Genomic DNA, 18,109 nt, shown 5'->3' with positions numbered 1-18,109 from the left:
GGTTCGCTTTTCTTGGAAGGAGCCCGCGTGGCCGACCTGACTCAGACCCTCACCGCCCGCCTGACCGTCGACCTCAGCAACTGGGAAGCGAACATGAGTAAGGCCGGCGCCTCGCTCCAGTCGCTCGCGAAAGAAGCCGAGAAGGCAGGCCAGTCCGCGCAAAAGGGAGCCGAGCAGGGCGCGAAGGCGCAGGGCAAGGCCGCCGACCAGGCCGAGAAGGCGGGCCGGAAGGCCAAGACCGCAGGCGACGACTCCGCCAAGGGCTCCGACAAGGCCAAGACCGGGGCCGACAAGGCCGGGGCCGCGCAGGAGAAGCTCGGCCAGAAGTCCCAGGACGCTGGCCGCAAGGGCAAGAAGGCGGGCGAGGACTCGGCGTCCGGGTCGAAGAAGTCGGAGGAGGCCGCGAAGAAGGCCGCCGTCGTCATCGAGCAGTCGGCCGAGAAGGCCGCCGCAGCCCAGCGCCTCAACGCCACCAACCAGCAGCGCGTCGCCACTTCGACGCTGGCCATGGGCAAGACCGCCAACGCAGCCGCGCAGAACGCCGGCCTCCTGTATGACGCCCAGGGCCAGCTCGTCGACCAGTTCGGCCGCACCGTGTCTGCATCGAAGGCCGCCCGGATGGGCCTGGCCGCCCAGTCGACCGCCGCCGTGTACGCGGCTCAGCGGTCGCAGGCGTTCCAGCAGTCGCTCTCGGAAGTGTCCTCGACTGCGATGCGCACCGGCACAGCCCTGACGGCCACGTCCGTGCTCGGCGTGAAAGCCGCCATGGACTGGGAGTCCGCCTGGACTGGCGTCACCAAGACCGTCGACGGGACCCCGCAGCAGATGGCCGAAGTCGAGGCCGGTCTGCGCGGCCTCGCCAAGACCTTGCCTTCCACCCATCAGGAGATCGCGGCCGTCGCAGAGAACGCCGGCCAGCTCGGTGTGGCCCGCAAGGACATCGTCGGGTTCACGAAGACGATGATCGACCTCGGCGAGACCACGAACCTGACCGCCGATGATGCCGCCACGAACATCGCCCAGATCTCCAACGTCATGGGCACGATGTCCCGCGACGGCTCCGAAGGTGTCTCGCGCTTCGGCGCCACGCTCGTGGCCCTTGGCAACGACGGCGCCTCGACCGAGGCTGAGATCCTCTCCATGGCCCAGCGTATGGCCGGTGCAGTGAAGACCCTTGGCGGGTCCGAGTCTGACCTCCTGGCCCTGTCCAACACCCTCGCGTCGATGGGTGTGCGTTCGGAGCTCGGCGGCGGCGTCGCCACCCGTGTGCTCCTCAAGATGCGCACGGCGGTGGACGAGGGCGGCCAGTCCCTCGAGTCTTTCGCTCAGGTCGCAGGCGTCAGCGCCGACGACTTCGCTGCCAAGTTCAAGTCCGCCCCCATGGAGGCCCTCGACCTGGTCGCGAAGGGCATCAACCGGGTCAACTCTGAGGGCGGCAACGTCACGGCGACCCTCAAGTCGATGGGCATCAAGGGCACCGAAGAAACCCAGGTCATGCTGGCCTTGGCGAACTCCGGAGACCTGCTCACGGACTCGCTCAAGCTGGGCAACCAGGCTTGGAAGGAGAACACGGCTCTCGTCGACGAGGCAGACAAGCGCTATGACACGGCCGCGTCCAAGGTGAAGGTCGCGTGGAACAAGATCAAGGACGCGGCGATCAGCGCGGGCGAAGCCCTCGCGCCGGCCGTGGGCACGGTCGCCGAGATTGTGGGCGGCATCGCTGACGCCTTCAACGGGCTCCCGGGTCCGGTGAAGTCTGCCCTGACGTCCCTGACTGGCTTCGCTGGCGCGGCCCTGCTCCTGGGTGGTGCCGCCGGCAAGGTCCTCGGTTTCGTCAGCACCACCAAGGGTGCACTCTCCGATCTGGGCATCAGCTTCGGCCGCGCCGAGAAGGGACCGGGCAAGCTTGCCAAGGCCATGGGCGTCATCGGCAAGGGCGCCATGGGTGTCGGGCTCGCCGCGGCAGCCCTGTCCGCCGTCGGCCACGCCATCACCGAGGAATCGGTAGCGACGGCTGAGGACTTCGCGAACGCGATCCTCAAGCTCAGCAACACCGGTGACCTGTCAGGCATCGACAAGATGCTCGGCGACGGCGCGAAGATGTTCGGGCAGAACACCCTCGATGACGTGAACAACCTCAACGACGCGATCGCGAAGCTCGCGAACCCGCCGATGGGCCAGGGCCTGAACTCGTGGGCAGACAAGACGTTCGCGTGGACGGGCCTGGCCAAGTCGGACTTCACGCAGCTGCAGGAGAAGTTCTCCTCCTTCTCTGACGAGATGGGGAAGATGGTCTCCGGCGGCAACGCCGAGGCCGCAGCGAAGGTGTTCCAGCAGATCACGGACGCATTCAAGGCGCAGGGCAAGGAGGGTCCGGAGGCCATGCAGGCCGCCTTGGACATCCTGCCCGGCTACAAGAAGGCGCTCGTCGAGGCTGCCAATGCGCAGGACAAGAACATCGAAGGGCAGGATCTGCTCAACGCCGCCATGAGTGGTGGCGCCGAGTTCATGTCCACCGCCGCCGATGGGACCAAGCAGCTCACGACCGCACAGCAGCAGCAGGCCGAGGCCGCACAGAAGGCGCAGGCAGCCAACGCCGCGCTAGAGGAAGCTCTCGCCGCGGTGGGAGTCTCTGCCGAGGGCGCAGTCTCGGACATGCAGAAGTTCCTTGACCTGCTGTTCTCGTCGGGCATGGCCACCATGTCCGCACGCGACGCCGCCGTGCAGTACGAGCAGGGCCTCAAGACGATCGCCGACACACAGAAGGAGATCGCTTCCGGGCAGCTCGGCAAGGCCCTGAACAAGGCCAAGACCGACTTTGACTTCACCACGGAAGCCGGCCAGAAGGCTAACGCCGCTTTCCAGGGCCTTGCTCAGAATGGCATGGCGAAGGTCACGGCAATGGCGAACGACGGTGTTGGGCAGGGGAAGCTACAGGCGAGTCTGAACACCACCTACAACGACCTTGTGTCTACGGCCAAGGGCTTCGGCATCGGCAAGTCCGCCGCCGAAGCGCTCGCCCGCGAAGTGATGGGCATCCCGAAGGACGTGAAGGTCAAGTCCTGGATGGAGGACACCGCCAAGAAGACGGCCGAGGAGACCAAGGCGGCGATGGGTGAGGTGCCCGAAAGCGTCGACGCCAAGGTCAACGTCAAGCCGGGCGAGAACTCGTTCCTGCCGTACTGGGCTCAGCTCCCGGACGAGAAGGACGCTTCCGTCAACGCGGTTCCGGGGCATGACTCGGCGGGCCCGTGGCTCGAAGGGTACAAGTACCCTACGGACGCGCCGGTCAACGCGGTTCCGGGCGCGGATGATGCGTCCCGGTGGCTGGACCCGAAGGCGGATCCGCGGAACGCGCCGTTCAACGCTACGCCGGGTTCCAACTCAGCGTCCGGGTTCTTGGACCCGCTGGCCGCCCCTCGGAACGCCCCGTTCAACGCGGTCCAGGGCAGTGACTTCGCGTCGCGCTGGCTCAGCGCGTTGGCGCAGCCGCGGCAGATGGTCATCTCTGCGGTGTTTGGTGGAGCTACCGGCGCTCTGGCCGCCGCCGCATCGGCCGCAGGCGGCAAGGCGACTGGCGGCCGACTCCCGGGTCACGCGGCGGGTTACCGCCTGCCAACCGCGGGACCGGGCACTGAGAAGACAGACGGTTTCCTCGGTGTCAACCACAAGGGCATGCCGTTGGCTCGCGTGGATGCCGGCGAGTGGATCATCAACGGGAAGTCGTCGCAGAAGTACCACGGGCTCCTGTCGGCGATCAACGCGGACGACCCGGCCGTGCAGGGGCTCGCGGCTTTGGCGTCTGGTGGTCGTGTGTCGTGGTCTTCGAAGGATCAGGGAAAGTCGAAGACGGCGCTGGCTAAGGCGAAGGCTGAGGCGCGGGCTGCTGAGAAGGCTGAGAAGGCCGCCCAGAAGACCTACGACAAGATCGACGGGAAGAAGGCCAACAAGGGCGCGAAGTCGTCGGCGAAGTCGAAGTTGTCGGCGGCGAAGAAGCGGTCGGACAAGGCTGACAAGGCCTTGGAGCGCGCCGAGAAGGCCTACCAGGATGATCGTGAGCGCACGAGCCGTCTGCGCGAGCTCGAGTTCGACACGCGCCGTGACCTGTACCGGGGTGACATCCGGGACAACTACGGCGCGGGGAACTACTCGGGCGTCGATGCACTGTTCGAGGCGTCGAATAACAAGGATCTGTCTCCGAAGCAACGCGCCACCATGCGCAAGCTCGCCTACGCGCAGGAGCGCCAGACCAAGAGCCTGACGCTCAAGCAGGGGATGCTTGAGAAGCGTCTTGAGTCGGCTCAGTCGAAGTACGACGAGCTCGCTGGTGTGCATGACGGTGTGCGCGACCAGGTCAAGGGTGCGATGGACTTCGGTTCACTGACCGGCAAGACGGATCAGTGGGGCTACAAGCAGAAGGTAACCGACAAGTCTGTCCTTGCTTACGGCAAGAACATGGCGGCAGGCGCGAAGAAGCTGTCGCAGAAGGTGGCTTGGCTTAAGAAGTGGGGCTTCCCGTCCGCGATGATCCAGCAGGTCATCGACGAGTGGGCGTCAACTCAGACGTTCGAGCTGGCCGACGCGCTGATGACGATGGACACCACGGAGCAGCGGCAGTTGACGTCCTACTTCAAGGACGTCGAGCGGTACGGGGCGGCCACTGGCACGTACCTCACCGAGTCGATGTACACGGGCGGCGTGAACGCGGCGCAGGGCGTGGTGAAGGGCATTGAGTCCCAGATCTCCGCCGTTGAGAAGGCGTTCGCGAAGATGGGCACGGCTGGCGAGAAGGCGTTCCGCAAGGCGTTGGGCATCAAGTCGCCGTCTCGTGTTCTGAAGGCGGCGGGTGTGTGGGCTGGTAAGGGTGCTGCGTTGGGTGTTCGTGACTCCATTCCGGAGAACGAGCGTGCGATGCGGGATCTTGCGGAGGCTCAGGCGGCGGCGTATCAGCCGCAGTACCGGCTCCCGGCTTCGGCTGAGGTGCAGGCGTTTGCGGCTTCGCAGGGGCAACCTGCCGAGTTTGATTACGACCGTCTGGCTGAGGCGATGACTCGAGTGCAGATGCAGCCGGCGCCGGTTGCTATTGGCGACCGTGAAGTGGCTCGTCTTGGTCAGGAGATTGCGCGGGTTACTCCGCGCCTGAAGTGAGGAGGCCCGCACGTGGTTGCGGCATTTTCGTTTGGGCCTCTGGGGGCCATGGCCGATCTGGTTGTGGCCCCCGGTGCTGGCGTGGAGTCGGGGCGTGGTCGCTCTGAGTTTGTGTCGGGTGGTGGTGTTCGGTGGGCTCGGCAGGGCGCTTCGAGTCCGCGGACGTGGCGTGTTGCGCGGGGCTGGCAGGACAATGAGTTCGCCCGCCTTTTGGACATCGCGGCGCATTCTCCGGCGTCTGCTTTCTACCTGTATGACCGGGCGTGTGCGCGGCGGAATCTTTTGCCGGCGAAGGACAGTTTTGGCATTCCGGCGACTCGGACGAATTTGTGTGTGAATCCTGGGTGGGAGTCGGGGTTCACGCAGTTCGGTGTCGCGCCGGCGTATGACGGCCCGTCTGCGACGAAGCCGACTGGGGCGCTCGCGACGGATTGGTTTGACGGTGGCACGCGCTCGGCGAAGTTCACGTTCACGACGTATGGGAGCGTGCGACCATTCGGCGCGTTCGCTGGCACGCTGGCCCGCACCGGGATGCAGCCGGGGCGGACGTACACGGTGTCAGCGATGATGCGGTTTGAGCCCACTGCCGCGCTGGGTTCTGGCGACTCGCCGGAGCAGCCGAACATCGCGTGGACACTTGAGGCTCAGGGTCCGTTTGGGGAAGGCACTTTTGCTGTTGGTACTGCGATTCCGATGCGTGCGTGGGTGGGTCGTCAGGTATTCCAGTTCACGATTCCTGAGGATGCGACCGAGGCTTCCCTGAGTCTCGACACCCAGTTCTATTCGATGCGTGCCGGGAACCTGTGGGTGGATTCGATCACGCTCGAGGAAGGCGTGTCGGATGGCTCGTATTTCGATGGGGCGTCGCCTGGGTATGCGTGGTCAGGAACGGCGAATGCGAGCGCCACGGTGCCGTCTATGGTGCCGGTTGCTGGCATTCCGATGCCGCCAGTCAGATGGACGAAGGCGCGAGCTTTCGTGCTGGCTGGGCGCACGTACACGCTGTCTGCGTGGACGACGGGGACGACGTACCCGCTGACTTACCAGGAGACGGGCAACCCGGCGTACTCGATGCCCGCCCCGGTCGGTGGGCTATCGCAGACCACGTTCACGCCCACGGTGTCTCGGGTGATGACGCTAACCCGACCCGCCGGGCGTGTGGTGTCTGGCGTACGCATCCATGAGGGCGCCGCTGACGGGACGTTCTACCCGTCTGAGGGAACGCCTACTCGCGTCGCGGTGACTGATCCGGGACGCACATACCAGCTCGTGACGGGCACACAGACGCTCACCGACTATGACGTCGAGCTCAAAGAGATCGGCGTGCAAGGCAACTTCTAGGAGGCCACATGCAGAAGAAGCCGGTTCGCTGGAGCGATGACGCCCCGGTGCGGGTGTTCGCTGAGCTGGATGAGAAGGCGTGGCCGAACCGGGACGCGTCATTGCCTGGCGGGTTCGTTGAGGCGGGCTCGTGGCAGGTTCAGCGCACGCTCACTGGTGGCGGCCTTCCTGGCGCCGCTCGTGGCGGTTCTGGGCTGTCTGTGGGTTCTGGTTCGGTGACGCTTCCGCAGGCCCGTGATGGGCGGGTGTCGCCGTTCGGCAGCCGCCTGGTGCGGGCTGGTGGTGCGTGCAGGCTGTGGGCGTACAGCGGCGTCGCGCAACCTGAGCCCATGGCATATGACGCGCTGACGGGGCAGGCGTTCCTTGACGCTTTTGAGAAGCGGCGCGCCCATCCCGAGGCGGGGTTCGCGCACATGTCCGCTGAAGCGCGCCTGCCGCTTGGTTCGATGACCTCGCACTCGGTTTCCGGGTCGGCAGGGTCAAGCGACGTGTCCATGTCCATTGCCGAGACTGTGCCGGGGATGCAGCGCAAGTTCACTTCCAACGTAGCTGTAGCGTCTTCCACCGCCGCGTTCGATGCGTCGTACGTTGTGGCTGAGGCGGCCCGCATAGCAGGGTTTAGGCCGTCCCGGCTACCCAACGCCTCGAACGAGTCGTGGCACGACTTTGTGGCCGGGTCGTATGCCCTCCATGTTCCGCTCATCGGCTCGGTGACCCCAACTGTCGGCTCGCTCACCTCGGCAGTAGCCCCTGCGTGGACGAACCGTTCTGGTGAGCAGTGGTACTCCGGCGGTAAACTCACGTTCCGAAACTCGGGAGCTGTCGCATGGGCAGGTGGTTCCGGCGGAGGCATGTCTACAAGCCGCGGACTGACTGTCCTGGCGGATGTTGAAGGCGACGGTGTCACCGTTGCGTCTGAGGACGTCTCACTCACGGTCTCTCCTTCCGTCGTCTCCATGACTGTCGGAGCAAACACGCTCACCGTCTTGTTGACTGGCAAGAAACTCGCAAAGGGGCGCGTGTCCGTCTCTGGGCGCGTGAACAACGGGGTTGCATTTCTGAGCGTTATCGGGTTCACACCTGAGGCGGGCGACTGGTCAGAGTCGAACACAGCATCGGGCTGGCCGGCCCTCCCGAGCCAGGCCGCATCCGAGGTGATTACGGTCACCCCAGCGCGAGGCGGGTTTGTCCGCGACCTTGCGGTAGAGATCAGTCATTTTCCCGGCGGAATCTCCGATCTCTACAACTTCGAGGCCGCGAACACGAAGATCGAGTTCGCGAACACCCCGTTGACCGGTGTATTCAACCTCGCCGGTCGCACCTGCTGGGATGTCATCCAGGAGATCGCGAAAGCCACGATGGGTGCCGCATGGATCGACGAGACCGGTGCCCTCGTGTACCGGTCTCGCGAATCCCTGCGTGGCGGCTCGCCAGTCGAGCGAGTCAACGCTGACGAGCAGCTCGATGATGTGCCGTGGACGATCACCGACGATGAGTCAGCCGACCGTGTCGTCGTGTCCTACACGCCCGCCAACAGCGCCACGTCGTCAGACTCTCGACTCACACTCTGGGAAGCGACAAACCCCATCTATGTCGGTCCGTGGGCTACCAAGGTGTTCACGCAAGACCTCGAGTCGGCTTCGGACCGTGTGGCGCCGTTCAAGGCGATCTGGGAGGACGCGTCCGACCCGTCCGGGCTCAAGGGGTCGAAGTGGGCTGCCGCGGCGAATCGTGACGGGACTGGAGAAAGGCCGACCAGCTCCCACCTCACTGTTTCCGCGAAGATGGTCACGCCGTTTCGTGTGCAGATCACCGTTGTGAACTTCACGTCTGGTGGTTGGTGGCTGGTGGACGGCAATGGCAACCCGCTCCTGATTGCCCGAACTTCGATTCAAGTTGTCGCAGGAGAGCCGGAGACGGTGGAGTGGGGTGCGCCCGAGGATGCGGCGCTGTCGGAGTTCCGGTTTGACGCGGGCCAGTGGGTGCAGGACTCGACCACGGCAAACGAGATGCTGACGTGGCTCGTGTCGCAGTTCCAGGCGCAACAGCCGACCCTCGACCAGGTGAAGGTTAAGCCCGACCTCGCCCGGCAGCTCGGCGACATCATCGTGCTCACCGAAGAGAAACGCTCCGAGGAACACAAGCCGCTCAAGTCGAAGGGTCTCGTCACTGGCATCAGCTTGAGCGGGTCTGCTGGCGAGATCACGCAGACCCTCGATGTCGCATTGTTGACGGACGTGTTCCGTGACTTTGATGCGTGGTGCCAGGCGAACAGTGTCGAGACGTTCGACCAGCTGAACACGGCCCTTGCCAACGCTGGCGTCAACAGTTTCGACGACTTTGATCGTTGGGCTTCAGCAACCCTCGTGGACTACTAGCCCACACCCAACACACACCGAAGGCCCCTGACTCTGCACGAGTCGGGGGCCTTCGTCGTACCCAAGACTCTCTAGGAGGCCCGCATGGCGTCACCAACGACAGCCGCAGCCCCAGACGCACCCAGCGGCTCGTCCCCGCTCTCCATCAACGGGCTCCCCCGCCTTGTCGGTTGGTTCGTGGAGATCGTCAACTTCATCAAGGCCATGTCCCCGTCTGGCGCTTCGGCGTATGACACGGGGTGGGTGGCGCTCACCCTGAATAGCGGTTGGACGCAGGGCGGCTCGACACAGGTTGCCGTCCGTCGCATCGGTAAGGATGTTCGCGTGCGTGGCCATGTGGTGCACACGACCGCGACGGGTTGGACGTCACCGTTCACGCTACCGGCTGGATTCCGTCCCCCAGCGGGTGACACGTATCCGCAGAACACATCGAACGCAACGCTGGGCTTGTCTATGCAGGCGGCCCCCGACGGTGTTGTCACGCTCTGGGCGTCGGCCGCAACGAACGCATGGCGGCCACTGCGCGGCCTGCGATTCGAGGTGGACTGATGGGCACGAGTAACGCCGCGACCCTGCGCGCCCTCGCTGCGGCCCGTGAAGCCGCCGCGCAAGCCGACCTGCTCGCCGACATCCGCACCGAAGCACAACGCGCCGCCGACAACTCCCAGTTCCTCGTGGACCAACTCGGCGGGCCAGTTGTCGTGCCGGAACCAGTGCCGGAGGCGGTGACCCCGTGATTCTGCACCACTTCGAAGCCCCCGGGCCCACGTTCTTCGACGTCGTCCCCTCCGAGGTCATCGTCGCCGTCATCAGCCTCGCGTCCGGCGCCATCGTCGGCGGACTCGCCCTCTGGGGCGTGCTCCGCAAAACCAACGCGGACACACACGCCGCTCAACGCCAAGCCGACCAAGCCGCGAACACCGCCCTCATGGACACGTTCCGCCAGGAGCTCACCGCCGTGCGCGAACGCCAAGCCGTCACCGAAGCCGGGCTGCAAGAAGCCCGCGACGAGCGCGACGCCGCCCGCCGCGAAGCCGCCCTCGCAGACGACACCGTCCGCGACTTCCGCGAAACCCTCACCGACTACGACCAGTGGGCCCACGCCACCGACGAGCACTACGCCGCCGGCAACCCGCCCCCGTCCCCGCCCTTCACCTGGCGGATGAACGCCTGGCGCCGCACCCAAGCCGAACGCGCCGCCTCCCGCAACAACAACTGACCACCAGCCCCGCCGCCCGTTCCAGGGCCGCGGGGCTTCCTCATGCCCAAGGAGGCCTGACATGGCGAGCGCCATCAGCCAGAACGGGTGGCCCGTGATCTTCACGGCCACTGACAAGAACACCACCAAGATCCCCCACATCATCGGCCGCGTGCGTGCCGGCGATGTGGCCACGATCTTCACCGCCCTCGTGGAGTTCATCGACCGAGAGGTCGAGAGCCTGGAGCGCGGGGCCGACGACTGGGGCGGAAACGTCCGCCCCATCCGCGGCAAGACCACCGGCTACTCCAACCACGCCAGCTACACGGCCATCGACGTGAACGCGCTCCTGCACGGGCGCGGACGCGAGGGGACCTGGACGCCCGCGCAGGCCGCCAAGATCCGTGGCTTCCTCCGCAACCAGCTCGAGAACGTCGTGCGCTGGGGCGAGGACTACAACCGCAAGCTCTCCATCGTCGACGGCATGCACTTCGAGATCAACGCCAACGCCGCCGCCGTGGCCCGCGTCGCCGCCAAGCTCCGCGGCGAGAAGGCCCCCTCGACCACCGGCAAGACCCCCACCAAGAAGCCCGCCGTCACCGCGGCGAAGGGATCGACCTCTCTGCTCTACGAGGGCAACCCCAAGAACAACGCCGCCCGCATCAAGAAGCTGCAGGCCGGGCTCAACCGCGCCTTCCCCGCCTACAGCCGCTTCGCCGGCGGCGGCGACGGGAAGTTCGGTCCCTACACCGCCAAGGTCGTGCGCGAGTTCCAGCGCCGCACCGGCCTCAAGCCCGACGGAGTAGTCGGCCCCACCACCATCAAGGCCCTGCGCAAGCACGGCATCAACGTCTGAGGATGAACATGTTCACCATCGCATTCTGGAAGGGCGCCGCCGAGCGCGCCATCAAGACCTTCGCCCAGTCCCTGCTCGGCTCCATCGGCGGCACCGGCATCGCATTCGGCGCCGTCCAGTGGGGCCTCGCGCTGTCCATCGCGGCCCTGGCCACGCTCGCCTCTGTGCTCACGTCCATCGTGAACCCGGCCCCCGTGCCGGCCAGCGTGGATCCCGAGCTCGCCGAGGCCCAGGCGATCGCCGCGGCGAACACTGCGGCCGCGGCCGCTGACCTCGAGGTCCAGGAGCCGGAGTCGGTGGACGAGCTCCCCGCCTACGACGGCTCCGACCCCGACGCCGACTACTCCGGCCACGCCATCCAGGACGAACCCGGACGGCACCAGGCATGACAAAGCGCCCCACCCTTCACAGGGTGGGGCGCTTTCGTCGTTTCACCAAGGCCTCGCTTTGTCCCCGACGATACCAAGCGGCAAGATTGTGGCCGTTTGTCCCGGCTCGGCTGGGACCCGGCGGCGCGGCCGCCTCACGGGCCTCGTGCTCTCTGTCGTTTCTCTGTCGTTTCAGTTCACGCGCAGAGCGTGCAGGCACCCCGGCCTCACCTAAGCAGATCCCCGGAATTACACGGAAGTAGGGGCACAATCCGCGCCAACGCTGGGAAGCGCGCACCCCGGGGAAAACATGGTGTAGATGAACTCCGCCATGCTCTCCACTCTTCGTGCTTGCGAGGGGCCAAGCCAACGGCCGTGCCCGGGGGTGGTGCGGGAAGTTCCCCGCGCGGGATCCGCTCCCTCGCCTGCCCGCCGTCCGGCCGCGCTTCGCCTCCGGGCAGCTGGTGCCGCGCAGGGGAAGAGGGACTGGAACGGGGTGCACGCGTGAGGACGCGATCCCATCAACCCTCAGTCTATCCGCTCTGGCAAGCGCCGTGGGGGGACCCGCCGCCCCAGGGGGACGGGACGGCGGGCGCCGGAGGGGCGGGCCGACGCCGGGCGCCAGGCGCCCCGCGCCCCGGTCGCGGGGCCCGCAACCCAGCCTCAGGCCGCAGCGTCGGCGTCCACCCCGGTGATCTCGCCCGTCTCGAGATCCACACCGGGCTCGAGGGCGTCGTCGTCTCCGTTCGGTTCCTCCCCCGCGCCGACGGCAAAGTCAGGCGGTGGGCCCGCATACCCCGGCGCCCATCCGTCCGCACCACCGTCGCCTGCGGCGCCATCGGGGGCCACCGCTGCATGAGTTCCCTCTCCCCGGGCCGCCACCGGAGCTCCCTGCCCCGAGCTCACCCCGTCCTCGGCCGGCCCGCCCTCCGCGCTGTCCCCGCCGTCGCCACCCGGCGCCCCGGGCGCCGAGCCGGCGTGCTGCTCGCGGTTGGTCCGCCCGAAGGTGCCTGCGCCGAAGCGCAGATCGTGTCCGAGCGTCTCCGCGTCCAGCTCCACGCTCACGCCGGGGCTTCCGTCGGTGCGGGAGAACTGCCGCACCTTAAGCCGGCCCAACACGATGACGGGCTGGCCCTTCTTCAGCGACACCTGCGCATTGACGGCGAGCTCCCGGAAACAGGAGACGGTGTACCAGCTGGTCTCCCCGTCCACCCACGTCGAGGTGGCCTTGTCGAACCGCCGCGGCGTGGATCCGAGCCGGAAGCTCACCACGTGCAGACCACTCTCCAACGTGCGCAGCGAGGGCTCCGTTGCCACGAAGCCGCGCACGATCATCGTCTCGTTCATGATTCCTCCTCGGGGCCAGCGCCCCGGCCGTCCGTTCTTGCCTCCCCCGACCCTCCGCCGGGGTCCCACCAGCCTGCGCGCGGCACGCGCGCCGCGGGGCCCGGGCACCGCGAGTCGTGGACAACACGGCGAGCCGGCGCCGATGTGAGGGAAGGCCCGGCGGGCAGATATGCTTCAGAGGCGGCGCCGGGCGCCGCATGCCCCCATAGCTCAGCTGGATAGAGCAGTGGCCTTCTAATCCACCGGTCGCGCGTTCGAATCGCGCTGGGGGCACCGAAGCGGGTCCCGCGGAAGATTCCGCGGGACCCGCAGCGCTTTTCGCTCCGATGCCGCCTCGGCGGCTGTCGTGGCGCGCCTCACAGGACGGCGGCTGCGCCGGAACATGAGCGTGGGGCCGGACGCCGGGCCGCGCGGGGTGATAGTTTCGTGCGCGTGAGCACCGATTTTCGCACCAGGCCCATCGACGACCGCGGCAACCTTGTGGCGCACGAGGGTGCCCTGGATCCGCGGGCAACGGTGAACTTTGCCGGACGCCACAACCGCCTTGTTGTGGACGGAACCACCCGCCTGGACAAGGTCACCATCCGCTTCCGCGGCGACGACGCCCAGGTCGTCATCGGCGCCCTGGAGCCCGGCGATCACCTGAGCCTCGACCTCACCGTCGGCGCCGGTGCCACCATCGAGATCGGCGCTGGCGTCACCTCGGAAAAGACCCTCACCGTCGTGGCGGCCCCCGGGGCCCACGTGCGCATCGGCGCCGGAAGTCACCTCGGCACCAACGTCGGCATCGTCGCCGACGACTCCCGCGGCCTCGGCCCCGTCTCCGGCGATCGCCAGCACGACGTCACGATCGGTGAACGCGTCTGGATCATGCGCGGCGCAGAGATCCGCGCGGGTGCCGCGATCGGTGACGGCGCCGTCCTGGAGCTCACGCCCATCGTCGACGACGCCGTGCCCGCCGGTCAGCTCGTGCGCGGCCTGCCGGCCACGCCCGTGCGCGCCGTCACGTGGGACCGCGAGTCCCTCGCCGCCTCCCGCTAAGCGGGCAAAGCCTCACGCCCGACGACGGGTGGTCATCAAGGTGCCACCCGTCGCCCCTGGTTACTCGGCCGGGCGCCGCGAGCGGTCGAAGGTGCGCATCTGCTGCAGGCGCCGCGTCAGCGAGGAGCGCCGCTGGGGGTCGTCCCCCGCCGTCTTCTGGATGTGCTCCCGCCCGTAGGTCCACAGCAGCAGATCGTCCAGGAGTCGGTCCGGCCCGGGCGAGTAGCGGTGATCGAGCGCGCTGCGCACGCTGCGGATATTTCCGGCATCCAGGAGCTCCACGAGCGCCCTCGGCGTCTCGATGCCGTGGGCGCGCAGCAGCTCGAGGGCCCACTCCCAATCGCTGTCGCGCTTGCGGTCAAGGTGCGGCCAGAGGGTGCGCCAGATGTCGCCCACCATTTCCGGCGTCAGCTCCTCCGCGCCCGCCCCCTGGTTGTCCCAGTAGGAGCGGATCGCCTGATGGCGCTCGTCGATGTCGGTGAAGATGCCCTCCACGGACTCGAGCATGGCGGCGGAGGCCGTGAACTGACGGTCCAGGTGGGGGCTCCAGGCCCGCTGATCCTTGCGCTTGAAGCGGATGTCGTGCTCAATCTCGCTCCACGCGTGGGCGAGAATCGTGCGGATCTGCACCTCGAACACGAAGGGAAGCTCCCCGCGGGGATGCTTGGCAACAAAGCCATCCACGGCGTCGTCGTGCCGGGGAATCAAGATGAGGTGCCGGCTGGAGTAGCCGTAGGTGCCCGACTCGAGCGAGCCGATGTCCTTCTCGCGATCCGACTGGCAGTAGAACGGCCCGCGGCGGCGCTTGATGATCGCTGCGGCCTCGCGCACATCGCGCGGGAGCATGACGATGACGCGCACGCCCACGAGGTCGTGCAACTGATCCAGGGGCTCAGGGAACTCGAGTTCCCGGTCCTGCCCGTCCTCCTTGGTGTACACCGTGCGGGAGGCCTTCTGGCGGAAGGACTCCACGGACTTGGTGCGGGCGGTGACGAAGAGCGGGGTGACCTCGCTGTCGTCGAAGAGCGCCGCCACCTCGTTGCGCAGGTGTTCCGTGACATCCTCGAGCTCGGGCCGCGCCGCGCGGTACGCATCGACGCTGGCGACGACGCGCTCCTTCAAGGATCCGTCCAGCTGCTTCCAGGCCTGCGCCACGTTCGCCCCGCTCTCTCGAATGCGCCGCGACGCTTGCGCGCGGCCCGCCTGCAACCCTACCCGGCCGGGCGTTGCGTCACGCTCTCCTGTAGCGCGTCGGGGCGCAGGAGCGAGGCGAACCGCAGGCCGCGGAAGTAGCCGCGCTGCGCCGGTGCCGCGAGCACGAGGAACAGCAAGGTCACGGCGCCGGCTGCCGCGACGCTGAGCTTGACCGGCGTCGCCGGCACCCAGTCGGGCAGCGACAGCTGGTCCACGAGACACCAGACCACCAGGGCCGAGCTCAGCAGGATCGTCATCTGCTCCCAGAAGCCAAAGCGGCGCGCGTAGGCCACGAAGAACGGCAGGAACCAGAAGAGGTACCAGGGTTGGATGACGGGGTTGAGCACCACGGCCAGGGCCAGCGCGCAGCCCGTGTGCATGAAGGGGTCGCCGAGGGGGCGGCGCAGGGCGAGCCAGAACGTGCCGCCGATCGCGAGCAGCTTGCCGAGGAGGTAGAAGCCCGACTGGACGGCGGCACCCACCGCGGCGCCGCCGAGCGCGCCGACGCCCGCGCCCAGCGCGAGGCCGATCAGCCCGTACGGGGCAAACGGGAAGGCGGCGGAGCCCTGGTCCGCCATGGCGCCGATCCAGCCGAACCACAGTCCGCTGAGCGCGCCGAGGACGGCGAGCACGGCACCGACGGCCGCGCCCGTGACGGCCCACCACGCAAAGCGCTGGCGCCAGCTGGCCTCCCGGCCTGCCAGCGCCAGGCCGATGAACGGCAGCGCCAGCACCATGATGGGCTTGATGGCGATGGCCGCCGCGACGAGCAGGAGCCCGCTGGCCTTGCGCCCGTGAGCAATCGCCACGAACGCTGCAACGATGAGCCCGACCATGAGCGAGTCGTTGTGGGCGCTCGCGACCATGGAGTAGATGAAGAGCGGGTTGGCCACGACGATCCAGAGCGCCCACCCGGGGTCGACGCCGCGCAGTCGGCACATCCGCTCGAGCGCAACGACGCACAGCAGCACGCCGAGCATCGCGAGCGCGCGGAAGAGCAGCACGTAGATCTCGGGCCGCCAGCCGGAGACGCCCTGCACCCCAGACGCGATGAGTAGGAAGAGCGGGCCGTACGGGGAGGACGATTGCGCCCACAGGACGTCGGCACCCTGCCCCAGCCAGCCGGGGAGGGAGCCCACGGCGTCGCTGTAGGGGTCCATCCCCACGCTCAGGAGGCGACCCTGCGCCGCGTAGGAGTACACATCGCGGCTCATGACGGGGAAGGCGAGCAACCACGGGCCGCTCCACGCGAGGATGGCGCGCTTCACGCGACGCAGGTCTGACTCCCCCGCCGAGGCGCGGCCGAGCTGCAGCCAGACCCAGATGAGGCACACGGCGCTCAGGACAAGCGCCAGGGAGCAGAGGTAGACGCCCACCTCGTTGACGCGCAGCGGGCGCAGAATGCCAGGCGTCACGAAGATCGAGCCCTGGGTCGAGGGCATGAAGCCCACGCCCCAGGAGGCGATGGCGCCCACGATGGAGGCCACGAGGCCCGTGCGCACCGCGGTGCGCGCGCTCACGCCGTGCAGCAGCGGCGAGAGGAAGCGGAGGGCCCGGGGGCGGGCCACAGCGGCGCTCAAGAACGCGCCTCGGGCGGGGCGGTGGTGCCCGACGGCGGCGGGTCACCGGCGCGCGTCGTCGTGCCTTCCTTGGCGCTCACCTTGGTGAGCCACTTCATGACCCGCCGCGGCATCAACGGCGCCAGCTGGCGCCGCGTGGCGCGCGAGCACAGCAAGAGCGCCACGCTGATGATGGTGACGGCGAGCGAGATGAGCTGCAGCGTGCCCTCCCACCCGTTGTTGAAGTCCCACACGAACATCTGGTCGATGCAGCCGAGGGCGATGAAGAAGCCGACCGTGGCGTAGACCCAGAGGCTTTGCCAGTCATCGCGAATACCGGTCGCGGCAAAGAAGGGAAGCAGCCAGAGCAGATACCAGGGATGCACCACGGGAGCCAGGACCGTGATGGCCGCGAAGGCGAGCAGGAGGCGCTGCACCAACCGCGAGTAGCTCCCCTTGAACACGAGGTACACCGCGATGGCCAGGCCGGCGACGCGACCGAGCAGGCCGACCGCCGAGAGCACCCACTCGCTGCCGAGCCCAAAGGCCGAGCACAGTGTGAAGAGCACGTAGCAAGCGAAGCCGAGCGGGGCATAGATGACGTAGTAGCCGCTGCCGGCGGAGAGGGTCGCGGAGATCCAGCCGAAGCCGAGGCCGCCGGGCAGGCCCATGAGCCAGCACAGCGCGATCGTCAGGACGCCCGCGTACACCCAGTAACGGATGCGCTTGGGCCAGCTCGCGTTGGGGCCGGCCCACAGCAGCGCCAGGAACGGCAGCGTGATGAGAGTGATCGGCTTGATGCCCACGGAGGCCACGAGGAACACGATGGCCAGCACGCCGCGGCGCTTGGCCGCGTAGTACGTGGCGCCCACGGCGAGCCCGATCATGAGGGCATCATTGTGCGCGCTGGCCAGGAAGGAGAGCAGGAAGAGCGGGTTGGCGACCGTGATCCAGTTGGCCTTGACGCCGTTGACCCCGTGCAGCTTGGCCAGGCGCGGCAGGTAGAACATCACGAGCGCGATGCCGACCCAGGAGAGCAGCCGGAAGCCGAGGATGGACGCCTCGATGTTCAGGCCCGTGAGAGCCACGGTGCCGGCCGCCATCCAGTAGAAGAGCGGCCCGTAGGCGGTCTGGGAGTCGGCCCACATGACGTCGGTCCCGAGCTGCAGCCAATTGGGCAGCACCGAGATGGAGTCCACGTAGGGGTCGAAGCCGCCGCGCATGAGCCGACCCTGCCCGATGTACGCGTACACATCGCGGCTGAAGATGGGGATGGAGACCATGAGCGGCAGCGACCAGACGACCAACGCGATCCACAGCGCCCGCATCGACTGACCCCACGGCTGCAGGTACCGTCCCAGCCGCAACCACGCCGAAAACATGACCCACACGCCGGCGGTCAACGCCACCACGGCCGTCATGACGCCGGGGATCTCGATCCGCCAGAAGACGAGGGAGGGCCAGCGGTTCAGCGCCGATCCGGGGGCGAGCCAGCCCACACCGAGGGCGCCAATGAATACGAGCACCGCCCCGATCAGGCCCTCGGCGAGGACCAGGAGAAAGCTTCCGCGTGCCGCAGGGCGTTGGGACGCTGGGGCGACCGCTGCATTCATCGTGGGGTGCGGTCCTTTCCGAGCCGTCCAAGAATGTCCGCAAGCCTAGCAAAGCGGCCCCTCCCC

General features: G+C 67.6%; 13 protein-coding genes and 1 tRNA gene. 10 read left to right on the top strand and 4 right to left on the bottom strand.

Annotated elements, in window-relative coordinates:
- The first annotated feature begins 27 nt into the window (after positions 1–27).
- The 8 genes from DWB68_RS10110 (at position 28) to DWB68_RS16430 (ending at position 11,310) form a co-directional block, all read left to right on the top strand.
- Positions 28–5,148: a phage tail tape measure protein gene (locus tag DWB68_RS10110; RefSeq protein ID WP_119425022.1), complete on the top strand. Its 5,121-nt coding sequence runs from the start codon at positions 28–30 to the stop codon at positions 5,146–5,148.
- Positions 5,149–5,196: 48 nt separating this feature from the next.
- Positions 5,197–6,489, top strand: a complete 1,293-nt coding sequence (locus DWB68_RS10105) for a hypothetical protein (RefSeq protein ID WP_147391646.1) — start codon at positions 5,197–5,199, stop codon at positions 6,487–6,489.
- 8 nt (positions 6,490–6,497) lie between these two features.
- On the top strand, positions 6,498–8,867 hold the full coding sequence (locus DWB68_RS16005) for a hypothetical protein (RefSeq protein ID WP_147391645.1): 2,370 nt from the start codon (positions 6,498–6,500) through the stop codon (positions 8,865–8,867).
- A gap of 177 nt (positions 8,868–9,044) precedes the next feature.
- Entirely contained in the window at positions 9,045–9,416 is a 372-nt protein-coding gene (locus DWB68_RS16000) for a hypothetical protein (protein WP_147391644.1), read from the top strand.
- Positions 9,416–9,604 carry a hypothetical protein gene (locus tag DWB68_RS10095; protein WP_119425019.1) on the top strand — a complete coding sequence of 63 codons (189 nt, stop codon included), beginning with the start codon at positions 9,416–9,418 and terminating at the stop codon, positions 9,602–9,604. The genes DWB68_RS16000 and DWB68_RS10095 overlap by 1 nt, the downstream gene beginning before the upstream one ends.
- On the top strand, positions 9,601–10,086 hold the full coding sequence (locus tag DWB68_RS10090) for a hypothetical protein (RefSeq protein WP_119425018.1): 486 nt from the start codon (positions 9,601–9,603) through the stop codon (positions 10,084–10,086). The genes DWB68_RS10095 and DWB68_RS10090 overlap by 4 nt, the downstream gene beginning before the upstream one ends.
- 61 nt (positions 10,087–10,147) lie before the next feature.
- Positions 10,148–10,921, top strand: a complete 774-nt coding sequence (locus DWB68_RS10085; protein WP_119425017.1) for a peptidoglycan-binding protein — start codon at positions 10,148–10,150, stop codon at positions 10,919–10,921.
- Positions 10,922–10,929: 8 nt separating this feature from the next.
- Positions 10,930–11,310, top strand: coding sequence for a holin (locus tag DWB68_RS16430; protein ID WP_199700430.1), 381 nt, complete (start codon positions 10,930–10,932; stop codon positions 11,308–11,310).
- A 642-nt stretch (positions 11,311–11,952) separates the two neighbouring features.
- Here DWB68_RS16430 and DWB68_RS10075 read toward each other — a convergent pair.
- Complete coding sequence (locus DWB68_RS10075) at positions 11,953–12,636, bottom strand: single-stranded DNA-binding protein (protein WP_119425016.1); 684 nt, start codon at positions 12,634–12,636, stop codon at positions 11,953–11,955.
- 199 nt (positions 12,637–12,835) lie between these two features.
- Here DWB68_RS10075 and DWB68_RS10070 point away from each other — a divergent pair.
- Both DWB68_RS10070 and DWB68_RS10065 read left to right on the top strand, forming a co-directional pair.
- Positions 12,836–12,909, top strand: a tRNA-Arg gene (locus DWB68_RS10070).
- Between the two features lie 159 nt (positions 12,910–13,068).
- Positions 13,069–13,677 (top strand): acyltransferase, encoded by a 609-nt coding sequence (locus tag DWB68_RS10065; protein ID WP_158588280.1) that lies wholly within the window; start codon positions 13,069–13,071, stop codon positions 13,675–13,677.
- 60 nt (positions 13,678–13,737) lie between these two features.
- On the opposite strand, the gene DWB68_RS10060 is transcribed toward DWB68_RS10065, so the two are convergent.
- The 3 genes from DWB68_RS10060 to mptB (DWB68_RS10050) are packed head-to-tail and all read right to left on the bottom strand — an operon-like array spanning position 13,738 to position 18,043.
- A complete protein-coding gene (locus tag DWB68_RS10060; RefSeq protein ID WP_119425014.1) occupies positions 13,738–14,832 on the bottom strand; it encodes a GTP pyrophosphokinase in 1,095 nt (364 codons plus the stop codon).
- A gap of 56 nt (positions 14,833–14,888) precedes the next feature.
- Positions 14,889–16,451, bottom strand: coding sequence for a polyprenol phosphomannose-dependent alpha 1,6 mannosyltransferase MptB (gene mptB, locus DWB68_RS10055; RefSeq protein WP_147391643.1), 1,563 nt, complete (start codon positions 16,449–16,451; stop codon positions 14,889–14,891).
- The gene (mptB, locus tag DWB68_RS10050) at positions 16,448–18,043 is read right to left on the bottom strand and encodes a polyprenol phosphomannose-dependent alpha 1,6 mannosyltransferase MptB (RefSeq protein ID WP_119425012.1); all 1,596 of its coding nucleotides are present in this window, start codon (positions 18,041–18,043) and stop codon (positions 16,448–16,450) included. Before mptB (DWB68_RS10050) ends, mptB (DWB68_RS10055) begins: the two co-directional genes overlap by 4 nt.
- Positions 18,044–18,109 lie beyond the last annotated feature (66 nt).

Origin of the sequence: Galactobacter valiniphilus (assembly GCF_003575975.1) — a bacterium.
Classification (GTDB): Bacteria; Actinomycetota; Actinomycetes; order Actinomycetales; family Micrococcaceae; genus Galactobacter; species Galactobacter valiniphilus.
This window is presented reverse-complemented; position numbering and strand designations above follow the sequence as displayed.

Excerpts from the sequence above, each read along its gene's own strand:
- DWB68_RS10105 (WP_147391646.1), top strand. The coding sequence starts at position 5,197 with ATGGCCGATCTGGTTGTGGCCCCCGGTGCTGGCGTGGAGTCGGGGCGT.
- DWB68_RS16005 (WP_147391645.1), top strand. The coding sequence starts at position 6,498 with ATGCAGAAGAAGCCGGTTCGCTGGAGCGATGACGCCCCGGTGCGGGTG.
- DWB68_RS10095 (WP_119425019.1), top strand. The coding sequence starts at position 9,416 with ATGGGCACGAGTAACGCCGCGACCCTGCGCGCCCTCGCTGCGGCCCGT.
- DWB68_RS10085 (WP_119425017.1), top strand. The coding sequence starts at position 10,148 with ATGGCGAGCGCCATCAGCCAGAACGGGTGGCCCGTGATCTTCACGGCC.
- DWB68_RS16430 (WP_199700430.1), top strand. The coding sequence starts at position 10,930 with ATGTTCACCATCGCATTCTGGAAGGGCGCCGCCGAGCGCGCCATCAAG.
- DWB68_RS10075 (WP_119425016.1), bottom strand. The coding sequence starts at position 12,636 with ATGAACGAGACGATGATCGTGCGCGGCTTCGTGGCAACGGAGCCCTCG.
- mptB (WP_119425012.1), bottom strand. The coding sequence starts at position 18,043 with ATGAATGCAGCGGTCGCCCCAGCGTCCCAACGCCCTGCGGCACGCGGA.